Source organism: Neisseria flava (genome assembly GCF_982712965.1).
Window position 1 is genome coordinate 1 of sequence record NZ_CEXQBZ010000136.1, and the last position, 20,962, is coordinate 20,962.

The 20,962-nt window shown below is 50.8% G+C and carries 21 protein-coding genes and 1 riboswitch; of the genes, 13 read left to right on the plus strand and 8 right to left on the minus strand.

Annotation, left to right across the window (positions count from 1 at the left end; genetic code table 11):
* Positions 1-171: 171 nt before the first annotated feature.
* Positions 172-432 carry a helix-turn-helix domain-containing protein gene (locus AC5M9B_RS10670; protein ID WP_487648654.1) on the minus strand — a complete coding sequence of 87 codons (261 nt, stop codon included), beginning with the start codon at positions 430-432 and terminating at the stop codon, positions 172-174.
* Here AC5M9B_RS10670 and AC5M9B_RS10675 point away from each other — a divergent pair.
* The gene (locus AC5M9B_RS10675; RefSeq protein WP_244969496.1) at positions 364-507 is read left to right on the plus strand and encodes a hypothetical protein; all 144 of its coding nucleotides are present in this window, start codon (positions 364-366) and stop codon (positions 505-507) included. The two genes, AC5M9B_RS10670 and AC5M9B_RS10675, sit on opposite strands and share 69 nt — an antisense overlap.
* Positions 508-610: 103 nt before the next feature.
* Here the strand turns inward: AC5M9B_RS10675 and AC5M9B_RS10680 are convergent, their stop codons facing one another.
* Positions 611-1,096 carry an Lrp/AsnC family transcriptional regulator gene (locus AC5M9B_RS10680; protein WP_003745178.1) on the minus strand — a complete coding sequence of 162 codons (486 nt, stop codon included), beginning with the start codon at positions 1,094-1,096 and terminating at the stop codon, positions 611-613.
* 209 nt (positions 1,097-1,305) lie between these two features.
* A riboswitch (glycine riboswitch) is annotated at positions 1,306-1,402 on the plus strand.
* A 205-nt stretch (positions 1,403-1,607) separates the two neighbouring features.
* On the opposite strand from AC5M9B_RS10680, the gene gcvT reads away from it, so the two are divergent.
* From gcvT to gcvP, 7 genes are all read left to right on the plus strand, one after another.
* The gene (gcvT, locus tag AC5M9B_RS10685; protein ID WP_019270283.1) at positions 1,608-2,705 is read left to right on the plus strand and encodes a glycine cleavage system aminomethyltransferase GcvT; all 1,098 of its coding nucleotides are present in this window, start codon (positions 1,608-1,610) and stop codon (positions 2,703-2,705) included.
* 83 nt (positions 2,706-2,788) lie between these two features.
* The gene (locus AC5M9B_RS10690) at positions 2,789-3,238 is read left to right on the plus strand and encodes an Ivy family c-type lysozyme inhibitor (RefSeq protein WP_039404759.1); all 450 of its coding nucleotides are present in this window, start codon (positions 2,789-2,791) and stop codon (positions 3,236-3,238) included.
* A gap of 66 nt (positions 3,239-3,304) precedes the next feature.
* On the plus strand, positions 3,305-3,691 hold the full coding sequence (gcvH, locus tag AC5M9B_RS10695) for a glycine cleavage system protein GcvH (protein ID WP_487648645.1): 387 nt from the start codon (positions 3,305-3,307) through the stop codon (positions 3,689-3,691).
* A gap of 106 nt (positions 3,692-3,797) precedes the next feature.
* Positions 3,798-4,349, plus strand: coding sequence for a DNA-3-methyladenine glycosylase I (locus AC5M9B_RS10700; RefSeq protein ID WP_487648646.1), 552 nt, complete (start codon positions 3,798-3,800; stop codon positions 4,347-4,349).
* A 237-nt stretch (positions 4,350-4,586) separates the two neighbouring features.
* Positions 4,587-5,882 carry an AAA family ATPase gene (locus tag AC5M9B_RS10705; protein ID WP_487648647.1) on the plus strand — a complete coding sequence of 432 codons (1,296 nt, stop codon included), beginning with the start codon at positions 4,587-4,589 and terminating at the stop codon, positions 5,880-5,882.
* A complete protein-coding gene (locus tag AC5M9B_RS10710) occupies positions 5,852-6,367 on the plus strand; it encodes a hypothetical protein (RefSeq protein ID WP_487648648.1) in 516 nt (171 codons plus the stop codon). Before AC5M9B_RS10705 ends, AC5M9B_RS10710 begins: the two co-directional genes overlap by 31 nt.
* A 122-nt stretch (positions 6,368-6,489) precedes the next feature.
* Positions 6,490-9,342 carry an aminomethyl-transferring glycine dehydrogenase gene (gcvP, locus tag AC5M9B_RS10715; protein WP_487648649.1) on the plus strand — a complete coding sequence of 951 codons (2,853 nt, stop codon included), beginning with the start codon at positions 6,490-6,492 and terminating at the stop codon, positions 9,340-9,342.
* 103 nt (positions 9,343-9,445) lie between these two features.
* On the opposite strand, the gene AC5M9B_RS10720 is transcribed toward gcvP, so the two are convergent.
* Positions 9,446-9,604: a DUF1328 domain-containing protein gene (locus AC5M9B_RS10720; protein ID WP_003744611.1), complete on the minus strand. Its 159-nt coding sequence runs from the start codon at positions 9,602-9,604 to the stop codon at positions 9,446-9,448.
* A gap of 452 nt (positions 9,605-10,056) precedes the next feature.
* Positions 10,057-11,409 carry a prephenate-dependent tRNA uridine(34) hydroxylase TrhP gene (gene trhP / locus AC5M9B_RS10725; RefSeq protein ID WP_487648650.1) on the minus strand — a complete coding sequence of 451 codons (1,353 nt, stop codon included), beginning with the start codon at positions 11,407-11,409 and terminating at the stop codon, positions 10,057-10,059.
* A 359-nt stretch (positions 11,410-11,768) separates the two neighbouring features.
* Between trhP and AC5M9B_RS10730 the strand changes: the two genes are divergently transcribed.
* Complete coding sequence (locus tag AC5M9B_RS10730) at positions 11,769-12,515, plus strand: amino acid ABC transporter permease (RefSeq protein WP_003768779.1); 747 nt, start codon at positions 11,769-11,771, stop codon at positions 12,513-12,515.
* 254 nt (positions 12,516-12,769) lie between these two features.
* On the opposite strand, the gene AC5M9B_RS10735 is transcribed toward AC5M9B_RS10730, so the two are convergent.
* On the minus strand, positions 12,770-14,239 hold the full coding sequence (locus AC5M9B_RS10735) for a protein adenylyltransferase SelO (RefSeq protein ID WP_487648651.1): 1,470 nt from the start codon (positions 14,237-14,239) through the stop codon (positions 12,770-12,772).
* Between the two features lie 95 nt (positions 14,240-14,334).
* Positions 14,335-15,408 (minus strand): A/G-specific adenine glycosylase, encoded by a 1,074-nt coding sequence (mutY, locus tag AC5M9B_RS10740; RefSeq protein ID WP_487648652.1) that lies wholly within the window; start codon positions 15,406-15,408, stop codon positions 14,335-14,337.
* Between the two features lie 162 nt (positions 15,409-15,570).
* On the opposite strand from mutY, the gene AC5M9B_RS10745 reads away from it, so the two are divergent.
* The 4 genes from AC5M9B_RS10745 (at position 15,571) to AC5M9B_RS10760 (ending at position 19,307) form a co-directional block, all read left to right on the plus strand.
* A complete protein-coding gene (locus AC5M9B_RS10745; RefSeq protein WP_114935217.1) occupies positions 15,571-16,611 on the plus strand; it encodes a zinc-dependent alcohol dehydrogenase family protein in 1,041 nt (346 codons plus the stop codon).
* Positions 16,612-16,625: 14 nt separating this feature from the next.
* The gene (locus AC5M9B_RS10750) at positions 16,626-16,763 is read left to right on the plus strand and encodes a hypothetical protein (RefSeq protein WP_180949645.1); all 138 of its coding nucleotides are present in this window, start codon (positions 16,626-16,628) and stop codon (positions 16,761-16,763) included.
* A gap of 278 nt (positions 16,764-17,041) precedes the next feature.
* Positions 17,042-19,123: a carbon starvation CstA family protein gene (locus AC5M9B_RS10755; protein ID WP_016687297.1), complete on the plus strand. Its 2,082-nt coding sequence runs from the start codon at positions 17,042-17,044 to the stop codon at positions 19,121-19,123.
* Positions 19,113-19,307 carry a YbdD/YjiX family protein gene (locus AC5M9B_RS10760; RefSeq protein ID WP_003744600.1) on the plus strand — a complete coding sequence of 65 codons (195 nt, stop codon included), beginning with the start codon at positions 19,113-19,115 and terminating at the stop codon, positions 19,305-19,307. The genes AC5M9B_RS10755 and AC5M9B_RS10760 overlap by 11 nt, the downstream gene beginning before the upstream one ends.
* Positions 19,308-19,387: 80 nt before the next feature.
* Here the strand turns inward: AC5M9B_RS10760 and prmB are convergent, their stop codons facing one another.
* Positions 19,388-20,287, minus strand: a complete 900-nt coding sequence (prmB, locus tag AC5M9B_RS10765; protein WP_487648653.1) for a 50S ribosomal protein L3 N(5)-glutamine methyltransferase — start codon at positions 20,285-20,287, stop codon at positions 19,388-19,390.
* A 138-nt stretch (positions 20,288-20,425) separates the two neighbouring features.
* On the minus strand, positions 20,426-20,824 hold the full coding sequence (locus AC5M9B_RS10770; RefSeq protein WP_019270268.1) for a c-type cytochrome: 399 nt from the start codon (positions 20,822-20,824) through the stop codon (positions 20,426-20,428).
* Between the last annotated feature and the right edge of the window lie 138 nt (positions 20,825-20,962).

Sequence of the window (20,962 nt, forward strand, 5' to 3'; positions counted from 1 at the left end):
ATGCTGCGGCAATGCGCCTTTGCCCGTAGCGTCCTTTATGCCGCCGGTAGGTTTCGACAAGGAGGGCTTTGTCGGCTTCGTCGGGATCGGGTCGGTCTTGGTGATGGTAGTAAAAGCTGCTTTTGGGCAGGTTTGCGATGTGCAGTAGGTATTTGAGCGGGTGTTGCGCCCTCAGCGTTTGGACGGTTTGGCTTTGTCCTTTTCGGTCTGTTTTTGGCTGAGGGCTTTTAACTCCTTTAGGTAGGCAACCTCTGCGCGCATATAGCACAACTCTTCGATAAGCTCTGCCTGTGTTTTTTCGTGGTCGGGTTTGTCGGCGATGAAGGGGTTTTTGCGGTGTTCGGTCATGGTTTTGGATTGTGGATGTTCGAGTCCGCCGATACCGCCTTCCTGATAGGCGCGTATCCATCGCCGCAGGTGGGTTCGGGAAATGCCGTAATGATCTGCGGTACGCTATTGGCTGCGTATGTGCAGGTAGTGGAGTACGGCTTGGTATTTGAAGTGTAATGTATATTTGCTCATAAAAAACTGCACCTTGTGAGTTGGAGGGGATGTGTCCAACTTTTGGGGTGCAGTTCAGATTCCAGACGACCTTTTTTGAAGACTCTGCCTATTCCCGTACCAAATGCGAAAGCGGCAGGGAGGTAGTGGTTTTGATTTCTTTCAATACGAAGCTTGATTGCGCGTCCTGTACGCCGTGGTGGGAAAGGAGTGTATCCAAGACGAAATGGGAAAAAGCATTCATATCGGTGAAAAATGCGTGGAGCAGGTAGTCGGTTTCACCGGTGAGGGCGAAGCAGCTTAATACTTCCGGCCATCCTTGTACCGATTGCGCAAAGTCTTCGCGCGCATCTTTTGCCTTGCTGATGGAAACGCGGATAAACGCCTGTAAGCCCAAATCGACGGCTGCGGAAGAGAGTAGGGCGGCATAGCGGCGGATGATGCCTGCGTCTTCCAGTTGTTTGAGGCGGCGCAGGCAGGGTGAGGGGGAGAGGGAGATACGTTCCGCCAGCTCGACATTGGTCAAACGTCCGTTTTCCTGTAAAACCTGTAAAATTTTCAAATCGGTTTTATCTAAAGTAATCTGCTGGGTCATTTGCGTTCTTTCTCCAAACCCGTTTGCCGGGTCGGTTGGTTAAGTTGGTAGCATTATATCCTAAATAAGTTGTTTTTAACATATTATCCTCTAATGACAGGTGATTTGTCGGTATAATCTGTGTTAAATGGTTTGTGATTTTGGAGGTTTTCACAACGGCTTTATTTCAAAGAGACGGCTTGCCCAAACTGCCTTTTCAAGCCATAATCGCGCCATGTGCAGGAGAGAGCTACATCAGGTTACGCGTAGCCGCCGAAGGCGCAGATGCCCTTAAATCGCTCAGGCAACAGGGACTGCACATTGAAATAAAACATCTGGAGAGCGGTGCGATCGCACCCACCGAAGGGGAGAAGGTCGTCTGAACCACCATTCAGACAACCGCGCAAAGCAGTGAGCAGACTGGTTTGCCATTAAGCGGATATGGCCGAAAATCTCAGGTTCAAGGACAGATAGGGTCTTCCGCGCATCTTGTGCGGACGGCATCTGAACAATAAATCCGGAGAAGCTGAGAATGACTGCCCTGAAAACCACCCCGTTTCACCAAGCCCATCAAGATGCAGGCGCGAAGCTGGTCGATTTTGCCGGCTGGGAGCTGCCCATCCATTATGGTTCACAAATCGCCGAACACGAAGCCGTACGCACCGACGCAGGTATGTTCGACGTATCCCATATGCTCGTTACCGACGTCGCCGGAGCGAACGCCAAAGCCTTTTTCCGCAAACTGATTGCCAACGACGTTGCCAAACTCGCCTTCGTCGGTAAAGCCCTTTATTCCGCGCTGCTCAACGACAACGGCGGCGTGATTGACGACTTGATCGTTTACCGCACCAACGAGGCCGAAACCCAATACCGCATCGTATCCAACGGCGCGACCCGCGAAAAAGACACCGCCCAGTTCCACAAAGTCGGACAAGAATTCGGCGTCGCCTTCAATCCGCGCTACGACCTCGGTATGCTTGCCGTACAAGGCCCTAAAGCCATTGAAAAACTCCTGACCGTCAAACCCGAATGGGCGGATGTCGTCCACAACCTCAAACCGTTCCAAGGCGCGGATTTGGGCAACGACTGGTTTGTCGCCCGCACCGGCTACACCGGCGAAGACGGCGTCGAAGTCATCCTGCCCGGCACCGAAGCTGTCGCATTCTTCAAAGCCCTGCAACAAGCCGGCGTACAGCCCTGCGGTCTCGGTGCGCGCGACACCCTGCGCATGGAAGCCGGTATGAACCTTTACGGCAACGATATGGACGACGACACCAGCCCGCTCGAAGCAGGCATGGGCTGGACCGTTGATTTGAAAGACGAAAACCGCGATTTCGTCGGCAAAGCCGCCTTGTTGGCATTGAAAGAAAAAGGCGTTGCCGTCAAACAAGTCGGTTTGCTGCTCGACAAAGGCGGCATCCTGCGGGCGCATATGGAAGTGTTGACCGACAAAGGCAAAGGCGAAACCACCAGCGGCGTATTCTCACCCAGCCTGAAACAATCCATCGCTATCGCCCGCGTACCGAAAGATTTTGACGGCGATACCGCCAAAGTGCTGATGCGCGGTAAGGAAGTGGACGTGCGCGTATTGAAGCTGCCGTTTGTGCGTAATGGGCAGAAACAGTTTTAAACGTTAGATTAGTTTTCGTAACGAGGACGTAATTTACTGTCCTCTTCGAAAATTATGAATTCAAAATGAAATAGGTAACTTTTATGAGAAAAAGTAAGGTTATAACAATTGCAGCTACATTTTGGGTACTAGTTACGGGGTTTGCTTCTGCTAAAGAGATTTATCCTTTTGATTTGGTGAAAAAACAGCCGTATAAAGCAATTTGGGGACAAGAAGTATGGCGAGAAGTCAGAGATAAAAATGATGATTGGTTGAAAGGGGCGGGGGGTGTTGCTACACCATTAGAACCTGTAATAATTGGTTCACAGAAATACCAACGAGCAACAGTATGTGAACCACATAATTGTTCAGACAATATCATTTATTTTTTAATTAATTCTAGAAAGTTGGTGGGAATTCAGTTTAAACATAATGATAATGGATATTTAAACGTGATACGTTATGGCTCGCGTAGCCGAATAGAAGAAAATTATTTAATAAATTGGTATAAACGAGATCAGCAAAAATTAGAAGCAATGTTGGAAAAACCGTGAAACAATCTGCCTGAGACAGCATGATTCAGACGACCTTCAAACCAAAAAACCAATGGAGAATTAACCATGAGTAACAACATCCCAGCCGAACTGAAATACGTTGCCAGCCACGAATGGCTGCGCCTTGAAGAAGACGGTACCATCACCGTCGGCATTACCCACCACGCGCAAGAGTTATTGGGCGACATCGTGTTCGTCGAGCTGCCCGAAGTCGGCGCAAACCTTGCCGCTGAAGAACAAGCCGGTGTGGTTGAGTCTGTGAAAGCCGCGTCCGACGTGTACGCGCCGATTGCAGGCGAAGTCGTTGCCGTCAACGAAGATTTGCCCGGCGCGCCGGAAACCGCCAACAGCGATCCTTACGGCGCAGGCTGGTTCTTCAAAATCAAACCTGCCAACCCTGCCGATTACGACGGTCTGCTGACTGCCGAACAATACGCAGGCGAAGTAGCTTGATTTTTGCAAACATCCAAACAGGTTTTTCATCTGTTTGATATTGCAGGTCTTAGGTCGTCTGAAAATGCTTTCAGACGGCCTTTGTTTCAATTTTTCCTCAGCAAACATGAATTACTGCGAATTTGTCGCCACGCTTCCTGACGATACGGACAACCCCAACAAACATTATCACGACACGCAATACGGTTTTCCGATTGAGGACGACAATGAATTGTTTGAGCGGCTGGTGTTGGAAATCAATCAGGCAGGATTGAGCTGGACGCTGATGCTGAAGAAGCAGCAGGCATTTCAGACGGCATTTAAAGGTTTCGACATCGATACGGTCGCCGCATTTGACGAAACCGATATTGAGCGGTTGCTTGCCGATGCAGGTATCGTCCGAAACCGCCTGAAAATCAACGCAGCCATTTATAACGCGCGACAAATCAAACAAATACAGCAAGAATACGGCTCATTCAAAAACTGGCTGGATGCGAACCATCCGCTCGACAAGGTTGAATGGGTGAAGCTGTTTAAAAAACATTTCAAATTTGTCGGCGGCGAAATCGTCGGCGAATTTCTGATGAGTACCGGCTACCTGCCCGGCGCGCATATTGAAAGCTGTCCGGTTTATCAAGGAGTTTTAGAATGCCGCCCGAAATGGATAGAGGTCGTCTGAAAACGGGTTTGGGCAAAATCTGTTTCCAGACGGTCTTTAAAGAAGCAGTCGAACAAATACATGCCAATGGGGTGGGATATAGGGTATTTGTGGAGAGGCTGGAGAAGTTTTTGAAGGAAGAGGTTTTTTTGTGAGTTATTGGTTTTGTTTGAATACATTTTTTATGGGGTAATTTCTCCGTTGTTATAATGTAGATATTTCTCCGGTGAGAATGGAATATTCGAAAGGTATATACAAATGCTTCAAAAGATCCATATACAAAATTTTAAAAGTTATAAAAATCAGGATTTACACCTTGCTCCATTGACTTTAATGATTGGTGCAAATGCTTCCGGTAAAAGTAATGCGATTGAAGCTTTTAGATTTTTATGTTGGTTGGCTGGCGGCCAGAAATTATCGGTTTTACAAAATGCAGTTAATGATTCAGAAAAAATTATTCGAGGGAATGTATGGGATTTATTTTACCCTGAGTCAGGCTCCTTTGTTTTAGGGGGCACTACGGATGATAAAACATGGAATACTTTCGAAGTGGAGTTGGATTTAAGAAATAATGAAGAGTTACATATAAAGCAGGAAAAAATCACTGCTGTTGATGAGAAAGTACCTTTGTATGAAATTAAGCAAATATCGAAGGGTTTGGGAACAGATGTCAGCGTGGCATACAATAATTTTGCTAATGGAGGAAAAAAACCTCAAATTCGCTGTACAGACCAAATCACTATCATGAATCAATTATCTAGTCCGGCACCGTTTGCGGCAAAAGATAAAAAAGCGCAAAAAGAAATTCCAAAAATTACTAATAGATTTCAAGAATTACTTAGTAATACCTTATTTTTAGACCCTGTTTCATATTTAATGAGAGAAGATAGTTATCCGAACAGAAGGCTTCAGGGGAATTGCTCGAATTTGTCTGGTGTGCTTTATACGCTATGGGAAAATGAAAAGAATCGACCGGCTATTCTTGATTTCATAAAAAGTTTGCCAGAGCAGGATATCAAAGATATTCGATTTTCAAAAAATGGTAGGGGGGAAGTCTACTTAGAATTGGTTGAAAATTTTGGAAATCAAGAACGAAGTCAGTCTGCCGGATTACTTTCAGATGGTACTTTGCGTGTCTTGGCTATTGCCGCCGCTTTGTTGTCAGTTCAGGAGGGTTCGACTGTTGTGATAGAGGAGGTTGATAATGGAATTCACCCTTCAAGGGCAAGGCAGTTGCTGGAAACTATGCAAAGACAAGCCGAGAAAAGAAAAATTAGATTATTGCTTTCAACTCATAATCCTGCTCTGATGGATGCACTTCCTGATAATGCGTTAGGTGATGTGGTTTTTTGTTATCGCGATATGAACGAAGGGGACAGCCGTTTAATTAAACTATCTGACTTATCCGATTATCCTGAGTTGATTCTGCAGGGTAAATTGGGAGGATTGGTCACAAAAGGTATTGTTGACCGTTTTGTGAAAAATCCTGTTGATAAGGAAGAGAAAAAGCGGAAGGCTTTAGCATGGCTGGAAAATATCAAGGGGAATTCGTGATGAATTCGATATGTATTATTGATACCAGTGTTTTTTTGAATATTCTAGATGTGCTGAACAAAAATAATGAGAAAGAGAGAGTAATTAATAATTTTAAAGAATATATTAACTTAGGAGCGACGTTTATGTTACCTATGGCTACTGTTTTGGAAACAGGAAATCATATTGCTCAAAATGGAGATGGTAATGTGCGGAGAAAAACGGCACAGAGATTTTGTAATCATGTTCGTCAAGCTATAACAGGGGAAGCTCCTTATCGGACCAGTGATTTTCCAGATACGGGAGAGGTATTGAAATGGTTGGCTGAATTTCCTGATTCGGCAGGTAGAAATAAGACTCCTGATAGACATGAAGGAACAAGTTTTGGGGATTTAAGCATCATCAAGGAATATGAGAAAGCCAAATTCAAATCTCCTATGAGTGAAATTTGGATTTGGTCTCTTGATAGTGATTTGAAAAATTATCATTACAAGCCTAATCAATAATAAACTCACATAACCAATACAGTGAACCTTACCTTTCAGACGACCTCCCGAATCCAAACGCCGTCTGAAACATCAAAACACCTGCCTTCGCGGCAGATTCCTACAACACCGAAGGAGTAGAAATGAAACTATCCGAACTGTTTAACCCCAACGAATTTGCCGCGCGGCATTTGAGTTTCGGCGACGAGGCCGCGCTTTTGGAAACGCTCGGCGAGAAGAGCATGGACGATTTCGTCGGCAACACCGTGCCGCAAAGCATCCGTATGCTGTCCGAACTCGACCTGCCCGAAGCCCTGACCGAGGCGGACGCTTTGGCGAAGCTGAAAGCCATTGCGGCAAAAAACGTGATCAACAAATCCTATATCGGCTTGGGCTATTACCCGACCCGCGTGCCGAACGTGATTTTGCGCAACGTATTGGAAAATCCGGGTTGGTACACTGCTTACACCCCGTATCAGGCGGAAATCGCGCAGGGTCGTTTGGAAGCGTTGCTGAACTTCCAACAAGTGTGTATCGATTTGACCGGTTTCCCTGTGGCGGGCGCGTCTTTGCTGGACGAGGCAACTGCCGCCGCCGAAGCGATGGCGATGGCGCACCGCGTGGGCAAGGTGAAATCCGAGCGTTTCTTCGTGGACGAGCGCGTTTATCCGCAGACTTTGGACGTGATGAAAACCCGCGCCAAATATTTCGGCTTCGAGCTGGTGGTCGGCGATTTTGCCAAAGCGGATGACGGTGAATACTTCGGCGCACTGTTCCAATACGTCGGCAAAGACGGCGACGTGCAAGACTTGCAAAGCGTTATAGGTCGTCTGAAAACCAAAGGCACGATTGTTGCCGTTGCCGCCGACATCATGAGCTTGGTCTTGCTGAAATCACCTGCCGATTTGGGCGCGGACATTGCGTTGGGCAACACTCAACGCTTCGGCGTACCGATGGGCTTCGGCGGGCCGCACGCCGCTTATTTTGCGTTTAAAGACGAGTTCAAACGCTCCGCCCCGGGCCGCATCATCGGCGTATCCAAAGACGCATCGGGCAAACCCGCGCTGCGCATGGCGTTGTCCACCCGCGAGCAACACATCCGCCGCGAAAAAGCCACGTCCAATATTTGTACCGCGCAGGCATTGCTGGCGAACTTGGCGGGCATGTACGCCGTTTATCACGGCCCCGAAGGCGTGAAACGCATCGCCAACCGCATTCACGCGCTGGCTTCCGCCTTTGCCGACGCGCTGGCTTCAGACGGCCTGAAAGTGGTTCACGAAGTCTTCTTCGATACCGTTACCGTCGATTTCGGCAGCAAAGACAAAGCGGACAAAGCGTTCCAAACCGCTTTGGAACTGGGCTACAACCTGCGCCGCGTCAGCGACACCCAAATCGCCGCCGCCTTCCACGAAACATCCGTGCGCGAAGACCTTGCCGTGTTGTACTACGCCTTTACCGGCAACAACACCTTTACGCTTTCAGACGATGTCAAAGGTCGTCTGAAAACCGAATTCCTGCGCCAAGACAATATCTTGCAACATCCCGTGTTCAACCGCTACCACACCGAACACGAAATGCTGCGCTACCTGAAAAAGCTCGAAGACCGCGATTTGGCAATGAACCGCAGCATGATTTCGCTAGGCAGTTGCACCATGAAACTCAACGCCACCGCCGAAATGCTGCCGATCACTTGGGCGGAATTCTCCGACATCCACCCCTACGCCCCCGAAACCCAAACCGCAGGCTACCGCGAACTCTTGACCGACATGGAAAACAGCCTGAAAGCCATCACCGGCTTTGACGCAATTTCCTTCCAGCCCAACTCCGGCGCGCAGGGCGAATACAGCGGTATGCTCGCCATCCGCCGCTATCAGGAAGATCAAGGCGAAGCGCACCGCAACATCTGCCTGATTCCCAAATCCGCCCACGGCACCAACCCCGCCACCGCCGCCATGCTCGGTTTGAAAGTCGTCGTCGTCGATACCGACGAACACGGCAACGTCAACATCGACGATTTGAAAGCCAAAGCCGAGCAACACCGCGACGCCTTGTCCGCCATCATGATTACCTACCCGTCCACCCACGGCGTGTACGAAGAAGGCATCCGCGACATCTGCCGCATCATCCATGAAAACGGCGGACAGGTTTACATGGACGGCGCCAACCTCAACGCCCAAATCGGTATCATGCAGCCCGCCGAAGTCGGCGCGGACGTGTTGCACATGAACCTGCACAAAACCTTCTGTATCCCCCACGGCGGCGGCGGCCCGGGCATGGGTCCCATCGGCCTGAAAGCCCACCTCGCCCCGTTTGCCCCAGGCCATACCTTGACCGACACGCACAGCGCAAGTGCCGGGCAAACCGCCGTTTCCTCCGCCGCCTTCGGTTCTGCGTCCATCCTGCCGATTACCTGGATGTACCTGACCATGATGGGCAAACAAGGCATGGAGCAGGCAACGCGCTGGGCATTGCTCAACGCCAACTACGTCGCCAAACGCCTGAGCGAAGACTATCCCGTTCTCTACACAGGCAAAAACGGCCGCGTCGCGCACGAATGCATCGTCGATTTGCGCCCGCTCAAAGCCGAAAGCGGCATCACCGAAACCGACATCGCCAAACGCCTGATGGACTACGGCTTCCACGCCCCGACCGTCTCCTTTCCCGTTGCCGGCACGCTGATGATCGAACCGACCGAAAGCGAGAGCAAAGCCGAACTCGACCGCTTCATCGCAGCCCTGAAGCAAATCAAGCAGGAAGTGTTGAAAGTCGAGAGCGGCGAATGGCCGAAAGACGACAACCCGCTGGTCAACGCCCCGCACACCGCCGCCGACGTAACCGGCGAATGGGCGCATCCGTACTCCCGCGAAGAAGCCGTCTTCCCGCTGCCTTTCGTGCGCGAAAACAAATTCTGGCCGAGCGTCAACCGCGTGGACGACGTGTACGGCGACCGAAATCTGGTCTGCTCCTGCCCGCCGATGGAAGCGTATGAAGATTAAGGTTTGACATGAAGAAAGGCCGTCTGAAAATTTCAGACGACCTTTGTTTTAAAAAACATTCATTCAGAAGGTAGCGCGATTACGCCTTATCTGTTTGTCAGTTTTATTTTTTCTTGCCAAAAATCAGGGACAACACTGACAAAATCAGGAAACCGACAAACAGGATTTTAGCGATACCTGCCGCGCTGCCTGCAATACCACCAAAGCCCAGTACGGCTGCAATAATGGCGATGACGAAGAAAACAACTGCATAATGAAGCATGGTTTTTTCCTTTCTGTTTGGTGTGCAAACGGTTTGATGTGCAAACGGTTGAGGGAGATCTGTCCGTTTTTTGTAGGTGTTAACAGTTTTAACTACTTAATCAACTATCTTATTGATTAATTTAATACTCACGGATGTAACCGCTTATAGTCCACCTTATCGGATAACCTCCGACTTAGCAAACCGTAACAATACAAATTTTCAAGAAATCAGCCCATTTATAAAATAACCAAACCATAAATCAACAACTTACATACAGACGTTAAGTTTTGAAAACATTTATATTTTATCAATTAAAGATTGCAGAGGAAATTTTCTTGTTAAATCAATATGAAAAAATAAGGATATATTAATATTGAAGGAATGTTTTGAAACCGTTTATTTGGATATTTTAGAAGAAGCGGAGCAGGAAAGACAAAAGGTCGTCTGAAAAATTTCAGACGACCTTTTGATTATTTGATGACCCGTGCCAACAAGGCTTTTTCTTTGCCCTGCATATTCGGGATTTTGACTTGGATGCCGTTGCCTGGGGCGACTTCGACGGCTGCGCCTTTGCGGATCATTTGTTCCAGCGTAATGGTTTGGTTGCCTTCGGGATGGATGATTTCCAAAGTGTCGCCGACGGCGAAGCGGTTTTTAACTTCCACCGTTGCCCAGCCTTCGGCGTCGATTTCGGTAACATGTCCGACGTATTGGCTTTGCTTGGCGGTGGAATGGCCGCTGAGGTAGTTTTGGTAGTCTTGGGTTTGGTGGCGTTCAAGGAAGCCGCTGGTGTAGCCGCGGTTGGCGAGGCCTTCAAGTTCGCTCAACAAGCCGTAGTCAAACGGACGGCCTGCGACGGCATCGTCAATCGCTTTGCGGTAGGACTGGGCGACGCGGGCGACGTAGTAGAGCGACTTGGTACGGCCTTCGACTTTGAGGCTGTCCACGCCGATTTTGGCGAGTTTCTCGACGACTTCGATGCCGCGCAGGTCTTTGGAATTCATGATGTAGGTGCCGTGTTCGTCTTCCATAATCGGCATCATCTCGCCCGGGCGGTTGGACTCTTCAATCAGGAAAACTTTGTCGGCGTAGGGGTGGCGTTTCTGACCGTTGATGCCTTCGAAGTTTTGGTTGGCTTCTTCTTGGGCTTTTTCAAAGTTGAAACCTTGCAGAAGCTGGGCGTCGCCCGCATCGCTTTCAGTGGCGTTGTGGACTTTGTAGTCCCAGCGGCAGGAGTTGGTGCAGGTGCCTTGGTTGGGGTCGCGGTGGTTGAAATAGCCCGACAATAGGCAACGGCCTGAGTAGGCGATGCACAATGCGCCGTGGATGAAGACTTCGAGTTCGATGTCGGGGCATTCTTGGCGGATTTCGGCGATTTCTTCCATGCTCAATTCGCGCGACAGGATGATGCGCTCGACGCCGATGTTCTGCCAGAATTTCACGCCCCAGTAGTTGGTGGTGTTGGCCTGTACGGACAGGTGGATCGGCATCTCCGGCCATTTTTCGCGCACGGTCATAATCAAACCCGGATCCGCCATAATCAGCGCGTCGGGCTTCATGGCAATCAGCGGTTCCATGTCGGCGACGAAGGTTTTAAGTTTGGAATTGTGCGGCAGGGTGTTGACGGTCAAAAAGAATTTTTTGTTGCGCTCGTGCGCTTCTTTAATGCCTTGCTCGAGGACGTCGAGTTTGGCAAATTCGTTGTTTCGGGCGCGCAGGGAGTAACGCGGGCTGCCGGCATAAACGGCGTCTGCGCCGTAATCGTAGGCGGCGCGCATACGTTCGAGACCGCCGGCGGGAAGGAGGAGTTCGGGTGCTTTCATGTTCGTGCTTTATAAAAGGCTTCAGACGACCTTTTAAATCACGGGAAAAGGTCGTCTGAAACGGTGTTTTAAGGATGGGCGGATTATCCGCCTTTTTGTCGGGACGGTCAATTTTGCGACGGCATATCGGGATTGTTTTGCGTTGTTTTTTCAGAAGAAAACGGATTCGAGTGCGACGATTGGCGGATAGGCGCGACGGATGGGGAAATGTAAAAAAACGAATGCAACCCGATTAATTTAACAAAAAGGCATTCAAAGAATGTATTTTCTTGTAAAATATTGAGTTTCATTTTTCCAATGTTCGGGAATCGGGCGGCTGCCGCAAACCGTTTCCCAGAGTTTTAGACAGGCGGACGAGTATGGATTTTCGGTTTGACATTATTTACGAATACCGCTGGATGTTTTTCTACGGCGCGCTGACGACGCTGGGTTTGACCGTAGTGGCGACGGCGGGCGGCTCCGTATTGGGTCTGCTGCTCGCGCTGGCGCGCTTGATTCATCTGGAAAAAGCGGGTGCACCCATGCGCGCGCTGGCTTGGGTTTTGCGTAAGGTTTCGCTGCTGTATGTAACGCTGTTCCGTGGTACGCCGCTGTTTGTGCAGATTGTGATTTGGTCTTACGTCTGGTTCCCGTTTTTCGTCCATCCTACCGACGGTTTGCTGATTAACGGCGACGAGGCGGTGGAAATCCGACGTTCTTACGGCGCGCTGATTGCCGGTTCGCTTGCCTTGATTGCCAACTCCGGCGCGTATATCTGCGAGATTTTCCGCGCGGGCATCCAGTCCATCGACCGCGGTCAGATGGAAGCGGCGCGTTCGCTGGGGCTGACTTATCCGCAGGCTATGCGCTATGTGATTCTTCCGCAGGCTTTGCGCCGTATGCTGCCGCCGCTTGCCAGCGAATTTATTACGCTTTTGAAAGACAGCTCGCTCTTGTCCGTTATCGCCGTGGCGGAGTTGGCTTATGTGCAAAGCACGATTAGCGGCCGCTATTCCGTTTATGAAGAACCGCTCTATACCGTCGCGCTGATTTATCTCATGATGACGACTTTCTTAGGTTGGGTGTTCCTGCGCTTGGAAAACCGTTACAACCCGCAGCATCGTTGATTGTGCAAATACAAAATAAAAGGAAGACCGAACGGTCTTCCTTTTTTGTGCGCCAATGATTTGATTTTCAGACGACCTGAAGCAGCAGGTATCTCTCAAAAATGTTTTAAAACAATGTTGTCATCGGTTTCTTCCAATAATCTTTGAGGGGCAAGCCGCAATCTGACAAATTTCGGGTTTGGTTCTCGGATGATTTGGTGCGGAGGTTGCGATGTGTTTCAAAGGTAGGTAAGTGCTTGGTTGGAGAATCTTATTCAACTTGAACAACTTACGCAAACCGGAATGCTGCCTTCGGGCGGCGGTTCGGCAAGGTCGGCGAACTCTGCCTGTTCGTCAAAGGGACGGGTGAGGCAGCGGCGCAGGCGTTCGATTTCGCGGTAGTCGCCGTTTCGGGCTTGGGCGATGGCTTGTTCGGCAAGGTAGTTGCGCAGGATGTAGAGCGGATTGGTTCGGCTCATGCGTGTTGCGCGTTCGGCGGGATCGCTGTTTTCGGCGCGCAGGCGCTGGCGGTAGCGTCCGAGCCAGCGGGTGAAGGCGGGTGGGACGCCGTTTTTGAAGGTTTGTTCGAGTTTGGGCGGGAGGGGTTCGCCGTGCATATTGCTGACTTCGGACAGGTTTCTGAAAAACAGGGTGAAGTCGGTTTTTTGATCTTGCAGGGCGGCGAAGAGGTCGGCGATAAGGCTTTCGTCGTCTCTTTGGTCTGCTTGCTGCAAACCGAGTTTGCGGCGCATTTTTTCTAAATAGGTCGTCTGAAAAACTTCTGTCCAGCCGTCGATGAGTTGTTCGAGGGTGTCGTGTGGGACGAGGGCGTCGAAGCAGGAGGCGAGGGCGGCGAAATTCCAATGGGCGACGAAGGGCTGGGCATTGTAGGCGTAGCGGCCTTGGGTGTCGGAGTGGTTGCAGACGTGGCGGCGGTCGTAGTCGTCGAGGAAACCGAAGGGACCGTAGTCTATGGTCAGCCCCAATGCGGACATGTTGTCGGTATTCATCACGCCGTGGCAGAAGCCGACGCTTTGCCATGTGGCGACGGTGTCTGCGGTGCGGTTGCGGATTTGTACCAACAGGGCGGCGTAAGGGTTGTCGGCATCTTGGCAGTCGGGGTAGTAATGCCGGATGAGGTAGTCGGCAAGTTGTCGGATTTCGGCTTCGCGGCCGGTGTAGTAGAAATATTCGAAATGGCCGAAACGCAGAAAGCTCGGGGCGATGCGGGTTAGGACGGCTGCGGTTTCGACGGTTTCCCGATAAACGGGGTCGTCGCTGCCGCACAGGGCGAGGGCGCGGGTTGTGGGGATGTCGAGACCGTGCATGGCTTCGGAACAGAGGTATTCGCGGATGGAGGAGCGCAAGACGGCGCGACCGTCGGCAAAGCGCGAATAGGGCGTTTTGCCTGCGCCTTTAAGTTGCCACTCTTGGCGTTGTCTCGCGGCATCGATGGAATCGCCAATCAGAATGGCGCGTCCGTCGCCGAGGCGCGGAGTATAGACGCCGAACTGATGGCCGCTGTAAACACCGGCAATGGGTGCGGGCGCGTATTGCGGGGCGTTGCCGCTGAGGTAGGCAAGGTTGGCGGTCGTCTGAAAATCTGTATCCAGATTCAACTCTGCCGCCAAATCGGTGTTGAAGGCGACCCAGTAGGGCGTGGTCAGCGGCTCTGGAGAAACGCGGGAATAGAAAAACGGCGAGAGTTCGGTGAACTGTTGGGTAAGCAGGGGGAGTGTGTGCATGGGATTCCTGACGGGCGAGGGCGGGTTTGTATAACGCGAGGGTATGTTTATTGTGTTTTAGAGTTGGATGCTGCCTGTTTGATTTTCAAGCATTTTTAAAACAATGCCTGCTGCCGTTGTTTCAAATAATCTGCCAGCGGTTTGGGCAAACCGTAATCCGCCAAATTTTCGGGTTTCACCCAGAAGCGGTTATCTTTTGATGCGTTTTCAGAACGGGGCAGCGTGTCGGGCGAACTGATTTGTGCTTCAAACGGCGTAATCATCAATAAACGATGCGTCAGGCGGTGGGTGAGGGCGGGTTGTTCTTCGAGGTCGTCTGAAAAAATGCCGAGCTTCTCGGCGCAATCGTATGTTTCGTTCAGGGTTTCAAAACACGGCACGCAATACAGCCCGCCCCAAATGCCTTTGGCAGGACGTTTTTCCAGCAGGATTTCGCCGTCTTGGTTGCGGACAATCAGCCAGTAAAGCGGCAGGGTTTGCACTTCGGGGGCGGTTTTTTTGCGCGGCAGCTCGGCGATACGGTTTTGCTTTTTCGCTTCGCAGATGTCCGCCATCGGGCATTGATGGCACAAGGGTTTTGTCCGTTTGCACACGGTTGCGCCCAAGTCCATTAAACCTTGCGTATAGGCGGGCATATCGGCGTTTTCAGACGGCAGCAGGCTTTCGGCAAGCGTCCAGAGCGAGTTTTCAAATTTTTTGTCCTGCGGATTGCCGTCGCGGGCGAACACGCGGCAGAGTACGCGTTTGACGTTGCCGTCCAAAATGGTTTCGCGGCGGTTGAAGGCGAAGGCGCAAATGGCGGCGGCGGTGCTTCTGCCTACGCCGCAGAGGGTTTCCAAGTCTTTGCGTTCGGATGGAAACGTGCCGCCGAATTGTTCGACGACTTGTTGCGCGGCTTTGTGCAGATTGCGCGCGCGGCTGTAATAGCCCAAGCCCGCCCACAGCGACAACACTTCGTCTTGCGGCGCGGCGGCAAGTGCCTGTACGGTCGGGAATTTTTCCAAGAAACGCGGATAGTAGTCCAACACAGTGGCGACCTGCGTTTGCTGGAGCATGATTTCGGAAAGCCAAACGCAATAAGGGTTTTTGACCTGCCAAGGGAGATGGTGCCTGCCGTATTGTTTTTGCCAGCGGATGAGCCGTTCGGAGAAGGAGGTGGGTGTGTTCATTAATATCAATCAGTGGTTTTATTTATATTTAAAACAGTATGTTATGGTATAACATTGTGAAAATAATTCTTATTGACTTACGTTTTATAGGGGTATATAACTCATATAAAGAGACTTTATTGCAGTATTGAAATCATTTATCAACAAGCAAGGAGTATCAGCATGAAAGCAATGGTTTATCACGGCGCAAACGACATTCGTTTTGAAGAAAAACCCCGTCCGCAGATTATCGATCCGACCGATGCAGTGGTGAAAATTGTCAAAACCACGATTTGCGGTACCGACTTGGGTATTTGGAAAGGCAAAAACCCCGAAGTTGCCGACGGCCGTATTCTCGGTCATGAAGGCATCGGTATTGTAGAAGAAGTCGGCGAGGCTGTAAAAAACATCAAAGTCGGTGATAAAGTCATTATTTCATGCGTCAGCAAATGCTGTACTTGCGACAACTGCAAAATCCAACTCTATTCACACTGCCGCAACGGCGGCTGGATTTTGGGCTACATGATCGACGGCACACAGGCCGAATACGTCCGCACACCTTATGCCGACAACAGCCTTGTTCCGCTGCCCGACAACGTTAATGAAGAAGTCGCCCTGCTGTTGAGCGACGCCTTGCCGACCGCCCACGAAATCGGCGTGCAATACGGCGATGTCAAACCCGGCGACACCGTATTCATCGCAGGTGCAGGTCCTGTCGGCATGTCCGCCCTGTTGACCGCCCAACTGTACAGCCCCGCCGCTATCATCGTTTGCGATATGGACGAAAACCGTTTGAAACTGGCGAAAGAGTTGGGCGCAACCCATACCATCAGTCCCGCTTCAGGCGACGTATCCAAACAAGTCTTTGCTATCGTCGGCGAAGACGGCGTGGACTGCGCCATCGAAGCCGTCGGTATCCCCGCTACATGGAATATGTGTCAAGACATCGTCAAACCGGGTGGCCATATCGCCGTTGTCGGTGTACACGGTCAATCCGTTGATTTCAAACTCGAAAAACTCTGGATTAAAAACCTCGCCATCACAACCGGTCTGGTAAACGCCAATACCACCGAAATGCTGATGAAGGCAATTTCCAGCAGCTCCGTCGATTACACCAAAATGTTGACCCACCATTTCAAATTCAGCGAATTGGAAAAAGCCTACGACGTGTTCAAACACGCCGCCGAAAACCAAGCCATGAAAGTGGTTTTGGAAGCGGATTGATTTGAAACAGATTATTGAGTTTTAAAAAAGATAGAGGTCGTCTGAAAACAGGTTTTCAGACGACCTTTTTGTTTATGGGGCTGATTGAATTGGAATGGCGTTATCCTTTTAAACGTATGCAAGCGGGTAGTGTGGCTTTATGGTATTTGTAAAGAATTTGTCAAGAAATGCACGGTAACATCGTAATGAATGACGATTATTTGAGTTAAATCTAGCCCGCACGTTATCGGATTGTGTTAACCTTACGCTAGGCTTGATAATAGTTAACATTCTAGGATTTTAGTTCCCTTGTTTATTAATTATTTCAAGCCAGGGTTCCCGCACCATCATCGCTTCATTTTTTCCTCCACAAAAGCTTCGGGATGCAGTTTGTCCCTCCGCAACAATAAGAACCCGAACATTCTCACTCTTGTATTTTAAGGATTAAACAATGAAATCGCTCAAAACGTTCCTCATTTGGGGCATTGTGGTTTTGGTCGGCGTAGCGTCCTTTACCACTCTGGCCCTCAGTCGGGGCGAGCAGGTCAGTGCGGTATGGATGGTCACCGCCGCCGTATCGGTGTACTGCATCGCTTACCGTTTTTACAGTCTCTACATCGCCAAATATGTGATGCAGCTTGATCCGAACCGCCTCACGCCCGCCGAACGGCACAATGACGGTTTGGACTATGTGCCGACACACAAAGGCGTATTGTTCGGACACCACTTTGCCGCGATTGCGGGCGCAGGCCCCTTGGTTGGTCCCGTACTGGCTGCGCAAATGGGTTATCTGCCGGGTACGCTGTGGATTATCTTCGGCGTAGTGTTTGCCGGCGCGGTACAAGACATGATGGTCTTGTTCGTCTCCATGCGCCGCGACGGTAAGTCTTTGGGCGATATCGTAAAACAAGAACTCGGCACTGTACCCGGCGTGATCGCGTCCATCGGTATTTTGATGATTATGGTTATCATCATGGCGGTGTTGGCGTTGATTGTGGTGAAAGCACTGGTTCACAGCCCTTGGGGTACGTTTACGATTGCCGCCACCATGCCGATTGCGCTGTTTATGGGTATTTACACCCGCTATATCCGTCCGGGCAAAATCGGCGAAATTTCCATCGTCGGCTTTATCCTGCTGATGCTGGCGGTTATTTACGGCGACAATGTGGCGCACAGCTCCATCGGTCACTGGTTTGACCTTGACGGCATCCAGCTCACTTGGGCGATTATGATTTACGGCTTCGTAGCATCAGTATTGCCGGTATGGCTGCTGCTGACACCGCGCGACTATCTCTCTACCTTCCTGAAAATCGGTACGATTGTCGCACTCGCCATCGGCATCCTCATCGTCAGCCCTGCGCTGCAAATGCCTGCCGTGACCCACTTTATCGACGGTTCCGGCCCAGTATTCTCAGGTGCATTGTTCCCGTTCCTCTTCATTACCATCGCCTGTGGTGCGGTTTCAGGCTTCCACGCGCTGATTTCTTCCGGTACTACGCCGAAAATGCTGGAAAACGAAACCCACGTCCGCATGATCGGTTACGGCGGTATGTTGATGGAAAGTTTCGTGGCCATTATGGCGCTTGCCGCTGCCGCATCGCTTGATCCCGGCGTGTACTTCGCCATGAACAGCCCTGCTGCCTTGATCGGCACAGACGCCAATACTGCCGCCGAAGTAATTACCACCAAGCTGCAATTCCCTGTCGATGCCGCAACCCTGTTGCACACCGCTAAAGAAGTCGGCGAAAACACCATCCTTTCCCGTGCGGGCGGTGCGCCTACCCTCGCAGTCGGTATGGCACACATCATGAGCCGCCTGATTCCGGGCGAAGCCATGATGGCATTCTGGTATCACTTTGCCCTGTTGTTTGAAGCCTTGTTCATCCTGACCGCCGTCGATGCCGGTACCCGCGTCGCACGCTTCATGATTCAAGACTTGGGCAGTATTTTCTACAAACCTTTCGGCAACACCGACTCCATCCCTGCCAACCTGATTGCGACCTTCTTTGCCGTGGCATTGTGGGGCTACTTCCTCTACACCGGCGTAACCGACCCGCTGGGCGGCATCAACTCGCTCTGGCCTTTGTTCGGCATCGCCAACCAAATGCTGGCAGGCGTAGCCTTGATTATGTGTGCCGTTGTGTTGATTAAGATGAAACGCGACCGTTATGTCTGGGTGGCACTCGTTCCTGCCGTCGGCGTACTGTTTGTAACCTGCTACGCCGGTCTGCAAAAACTGTTCCACAGCGACCCGCGCGTCAGCTTCCTTGCCCATGCCGGCAAATACAGCGACGCATTGGCTAAAAACGAAGTCCTCGCGCCCGCTAAAGACATCGGCGAAATGTCGCAAATCATCTTCAACGACCAGATCAATGCCGGTCTGACCGCATTGTTCCTCTCCGTCGTCGTCGTCGTTGCCATCTACGGCGTGCGTACCGCTATGAAAGCACGCAAAGTCGGCTGGCCGACCGCTAAAGAAATTCCGGCGGTGTACCGCGACGGTAAACAACCGGAGGCACAAAGTGAAGCGTAAACTCGCCGCTTGGTGGAAAACCGCCAAACTTACCGCCAACCTCATGGCAGGGGTGCCCGATTATGAAAACTACGTTGCACAACAACGCAAACATAATCCTAACGCCCCCGTCATGACCGAGCTGCAATTTCAAGACTACTGCCGCAAACGCCGCTGCGGTGCAAACGGCGGAAGATGTTGCTAATCGCTTGAACGGTTGAAAAAAGGTCGTCTGAAAGTTTTCAGACGACCTTTTTATATTAATGCTGCTTGAAAAAGGACGGGTTAGTATTCGCCCAATAGCTGCTCGCGGGTCAGTAAGAATACGAATCCGTCGCCGCCGCTGGTTTCTAGCCAAGTAAACGGCAATTCGGGGTAGGCGGCTTCCAATACGTCGCGGTTGTGCCCGATTTCGACCAGCAGGACGCCTTTGGGATTCAAGTATTTGGCGGCGTGCAGCAGGATTTGGCGGGTAGCGTCCAAGCCGTCTTCGCCGCTACCCAAGGCGAGTTCGGGTTCGTGCAGGTATTCGTCGGGCAACATATCGACCGATTCGGCATCGACATAAGGCGGGTTGGAAACAATCAGGTCGTATGTACCTTCCAATCCTTCGAACAAATCGGTATGAATCAAGTTTATACGCTCTTCCAAACCATAATCTTCAACGTTGATGGCCGCTACTTCCAGCGCATCCAAACTCAAATCGACGGCGTCAATTTCAGCGGCAGGGTAGTGGTGCGCCATTTGGATTGCGAGGCAGCCGCTGCCGGTACATAAATCCAATGCGCGGTGAACCAATTCGGGGTGTTCTATCCAAGGAGTAAGGTTGTCGCCGAGCAGTTCGTAAATAAACGAGCGCGGTACGATGACGCGTTCGTCAACATAAAAATCGAAATCACCCTGCCATGCCTGATGGGTGAGGTAGGCGGCGGGGATGTGTTCGACTGCGCGGCGTTCCAGCACTGACAATACTTCTTCTTTCTCGCTTTGCAACAGCTTGGCATCGAGGTAAGGTTCCAGCGTGTCCAGCGGCAGGTTGAGGGTGTGCAGGATCAGGTAGGCGGCTTCGTCGTGTGCGTTGTCCGAGCCATGCCCGAAAAACAAACCTGCATCGTTGAAACGGCTGACGGCGAAACGCAGGATGTCGCGGATGGTGGTCAATTCTTGGGCTGCTTGGGTAAACATATTCATCAAAATCCTTAATGGTCGGAACACCGTCTTTCGGGCGGCGGAATCGGGAAGTCATTTATTGCAAAGCGGAACGATTATAACAGAGGTCGTCTGAAAACATGGTTTCAGACGACCTCTTGATTGCGGGAGCGGTTATTTTTTGCCTTTTGCCGCTTTCACATCTTTTTCGGTGATGGTACCGCCGCCGTTATCAAATGCATTCATGATGTAGGTCGAAACTGCTGCTACGTCCGCTTCGTTGATGGCTGTTGCGGGCATAAAGCCGTTATAGGGTTTGCCGTTAACCTTGATCGGGCCGTTGATGCCTTTGAGCATGCTGTTCAACAGTACCTGCGGTTTTTTCATGATGTAGTCGGAACGGAACAGGGGAGGGAACATTGTTCCTCTGCCTTCACCTTTTTTACCGTGGCAGGCGGCGCAGTTGGTTTCGTAAATTTTCTGCCCTTGCGCCATCTGTGCGGCATCAGCGGCGAAGGTTGAGGCTGAAAAGCAGGAGAGTGCGGCAAGTGTCAGGATGTGGATGGTTTTCATGGCTTGTCCTTGCAGATGGTTGGGATGTTTTTGTTTTAAAGGAATAGGGCAATCATACAATAAAGGTCCTTGGATTCGGATTTCAAGTGCAACACTAGTGTATCAGTGGTTTGAACAGATTCAAGAATAAAACACTTG